Annotated in this window: 3 protein-coding genes; all 3 read left to right on the top strand. The window is 33.9% G+C overall.

The genetic code is table 11. From position 1 onward, the window contains the following. Nucleotides 1–185 precede the first annotated feature (185 nt). Nucleotides 186–332, top strand: coding sequence for a HipA domain-containing protein (locus Q7P22_RS14935; protein ID WP_369695494.1), 147 nt, complete (start codon nt 186–188; stop codon nt 330–332). Beyond that, the gene (locus Q7P22_RS05160) at nt 329–505 is read left to right on the top strand and encodes a hypothetical protein (RefSeq protein WP_303861523.1); all 177 of its coding nucleotides are present in this window, start codon (nt 329–331) and stop codon (nt 503–505) included. Before Q7P22_RS14935 ends, Q7P22_RS05160 begins: the two co-directional genes overlap by 4 nt. A gap of 552 nt (nt 506–1,057) precedes the next feature. After that, nucleotides 1,058–2,969: beta-N-acetylhexosaminidase (locus Q7P22_RS05155; RefSeq protein ID WP_303861520.1), on the top strand; the 1,912-nt coding region annotated here is incomplete at its 3' end.

Genomic DNA, 2,969 nt, shown 5'->3' with positions numbered 1-2,969 from the left:
ACAGTGCAATTACTTAATTGTGCTTGAATGTGAATTATTCAGTGAACCCTAAATAGCTATCAATTTCAAAGAAGAAAAACAAACAAAGTATGACTAAATGTGTAAACTTTTTTTAGGACGTGACAGTCACTTATCTTGAATTGGTTGAGTTTATTATTTAAAATGGTGCTAATGTTAGTGCAGATTTGAAAGAATTATTCAAACGAATTGTATTTTCGATAGCTGTCTGCAATACCGATGACCATTTAAGAGGCCATGGCTTTATATTAACGCCAACGGGCTGTATACTTTCTCCTGCCATATTAACCCTAATCCATATGGTGCAGGCTTGAAACTCAATATCTCGGAAAGTGACAATTCGCTGGATTTTAACTTAGCTTTAAGCGTTGCGCCCTATTTCAGATTGACAGAAACTAAAGTTGTTCAGATTGTCGAGTATATTAAATTGACTGTATCTGATTGGAACAAGATCGCAGATAAATATAAAATACCTAAAGTAGGATAGGAGTTGATGAGGGCAGCGTTTATGTGGTAATACACTATTTTTGGCAATAAGTTTTTTATGTCTGCATTGTAACATTTAGGAAATTATTATCAAAAGCGGTAAAATGGCGTAGGCAAACAACGTTACTGTTACAAGTGCAGGCACAAATTGCTAAATCTGCACAAATAATTGGTCGTTGGTATTTTCATACCCCCACACTCGGTATTACATCATATAATGTTTAGCGGAACCAATTGTATCTTGATTTCAAATAAATCTCTATTTTTATAGTGACGATAGTTGTCTGGTTTATAAATCTTGACAGTATAAAAACTGAAATTTTGGTAATTCCAGCAATTTGAAGCTATAAAGAGCGTACAGGGACGGATAAATATCAACAAAGAAGCTATCTCAAAGCAAAGAGAGCCTCCGCTAAATCACGATATTTTGAATATACATAGGCTCGGATTTTATTGATTGCAGCTAAATAAAAACCAATTTGAGCTTATGATTTATTATTTAATGTTGATATCTTTGTGAGAAGAAATTAAAATAAAAGTTACACTTTAATTTATGCGATACTTCAGCTTACTTTTTGCAGTTTGTTTTTTCTCATTGAATATCTCAGCTTCTAAATTATACGAGAGAAGCTACAACAAGGGTATTAATATAGTTCCTAAACCTTTATCTGTTACTCTGAAAGATGGGTATTTCTTATTGACACCAGAAACTGAAATTTGTTATTTTTCACCAGAATTACATCAAGTCGCCAAATACTTGATTAATAAGCTTTCAACTTCTACAGGATACTCACTTGAAACTTCTGATAATATTTTAAATCCGAAGGGAAAATCAATAGTGCTATCTATAGAAAAACTATCGTCAACAAATGAAGAAGCATATGTATTGGAGGTTTCGTCAGATAGAATTACCTTAAAAGGAAATACAAGTAAAGGTGTTTTTTATGCTATTCAAACTTTATTACAGTTATTACCAGCTGAAATTGAATCTCAAAAAACTATTATAAATGAAGAGTGGAAAATAACCAATGTGAAAATTCAAGATGAACCTCAATTCGAGTGGCGGGGGATGATGTTGGATATCTGCAGACACTTTTTTGGAGCAGATTTTATAAAAAAGCAAATTGATGTTCTTGCATTATATAAAATAAACAAACTACATTTGCATTTAACAAATGATCAGGGATGGCGTATTGAAATTAAAAAATATCCAAAACTGACGGAAGTTGGTGCTTGGCGTACTGAATTCGATGGGAGTGTAAATGGAGGTTTTCTAACACAAGAGGAAATAAAGAACATTGTGGCATATGCTAGTTCCAGACAGATAACAATTGTACCTGAAATAGAGATGCCTGGACATGTGAAAGCAGCATTGGCTTCCTATCCTGAACTATCGTGTACGGGTGGTCCTTTTAATGTACGAACCCATTGGGGAATAGAAAATGATGTCATGTGTCCAGGTAAAGAAAGTACATTTGAGTTTGTTGAAAATGTTCTCGAAGAAATAATACCTTTATTTCCTAGTGAATATATTCATATCGGAGGCGATGAGTGCCCAAAGGTTAGATGGAATGTTTGCCCTAACTGTAAAAAAAGAATTGAGAAAGAAGACCTAAAAAGTATAAATGAATTACAAAGTTATTTTGTGAGACGAGTAGAAAAGATAGCGAGTAGATACGGTAAAAAGATTATTGGATGGGAAGAAATATTAGATGAAGGTGTATCGTCCAATGTTGCAATCATGCCTTGGTCTTGGAGGGGAGCAGAAAGGACAGCAATTGAAGCTGCTAGAAAGAATCATAAAGTAATAGTCGCTTCAGGTAATTGGCTTTATTTAGATTATTATCAAGGAGATCGAAAATTAGAACCTGCAGCTATTGGAGGATATAGTCCATTAAAGAAAGTATATGAATTTGATCCGATACCTGATTCACTTTCGGGAGTACAACAGAAAAATATATTGGGGTCACAGGCAAATTTATGGACGGAATATGCAACTTCCAAAGACTTGGCAGAATATAGAATATATCCTCGGATTTTGGCACTAGCAGAACTTACTTGGACTGCAAAAAATATGAAAAATTATGAGGATTTTACCCAACGAATACATAATCAGTTGGTTAGGCTGGATTGTCATGATGTTAATTATCATATTCCACAGCCAGAACAGCCAAATAGATCTTGTAATAAAATAGCTTTTTTAGATAGCGTAAAAGTTAGCCTCAATATATCACGCCCGCTTCCGATTATTTATACCCTAGATGGCAGTGAACCTACACTATATTCTCCTGTTTATGTAAAACCACTAGAATTTAAAGAAACTTCTGTGTTAAAAACACGAACACTACTTCCTTCAGGAGTAATGAGTAGAACTAGAACTATAGAAATAGAAAAACAAAATTATGCGCCGTCTGTGAATGTCATGAAAGTTTACTCAGGACTGAAAGGCAAAAAAGTTTTAGGGA

This window comes from Alkalibaculum bacchi (assembly GCF_937875145.1).
Classification (GTDB): Bacteria; Bacillota; Clostridia; order Eubacteriales; family Alkalibacteraceae; genus Alkalibaculum; species Alkalibaculum bacchi_A.
This window is presented reverse-complemented; position numbering and strand designations above follow the sequence as displayed.